Below are 796 nucleotides of genomic sequence, written 5' to 3'. Positions count from 1 at the left end.
AAGCGCTTGATGAGCAATCGTCGCAGTTGGATGAGCAAGTCAATGCACTCAACGTGAATAGTGAATCTCAAGCAAGTGCGGCAGAGCAAATGAGCCAACAAGTACATCACATGGCCACAGGGATTGAAGAGTCGAGCAAGTTTGTGGAAGAGCTGCGCGAGAAAAGCGAAGATGTTCATTTGCAAGCTGAAAGGAGCTCTGAACTGCTAGAAGATTCTACTCAAGCCATCAGCCAGATCATTACTAGCCATGAAGAAATCATGAAAGTGGCAGACTTGATTACCTCTGTCGCAGAGCAAACCAACTTGCTGGCTTTAAATGCGGCAATCGAAGCGGCGCGAGCAGGAGATCAGGGCAGAGGTTTTGCTGTGGTTGCCGATGAAGTGCGCATGTTGGCGACAAGAACCACGCAATGGACGACAGAAATCAACGGTATTATTAACGCAATTCAGCGTTCAACTCACACGGTGGTTCAGGAAATTGAACACAGCCAGTCGTTGGCAGAGCAAGGTGCTGAACACATCGATAATGCCGTAACGAGATTGATTTCAACGACAGAGCAGATCGGTTCTCTAAACGAGCAAATGGCAGAATTGGCCGCTGCTGCCGAGCAGCAATCTCACGCAACGCAATCCATAAATGGGTTAATGGCAGGCATTACGCAGTCGGTCAAAATGGTGGCGAGTAACAGTCAGCATGCTTCTGAGACGTCGTTGCAAGTGAAGCAACAAGTCACTGAGTTGAATCAACAAATGGCCATGTTTAAAACGGCTTAGAACCTCCCAATGAATGCCCC

General features: G+C 48.2%; 1 protein-coding gene. It reads left to right on the top strand.

The genetic code is table 11. The features are described from left to right. The coding region (locus tag R7Z49_RS24325) for a methyl-accepting chemotaxis protein (protein ID WP_318112270.1) at positions 1–776 on the top strand (776 nt) is incomplete at its 5' end. Positions 777–796: the final 20 nt, after the last annotated feature.

The organism is Vibrio sp. 1562 (genome assembly GCF_033340155.1).
Taxonomy (GTDB): domain Bacteria; phylum Pseudomonadota; class Gammaproteobacteria; order Enterobacterales; family Vibrionaceae; genus Vibrio; species Vibrio alginolyticus.
Note: the sequence above shows the minus strand (reverse complement) of the source record. Positions and strands in the feature narration are given on the sequence as shown.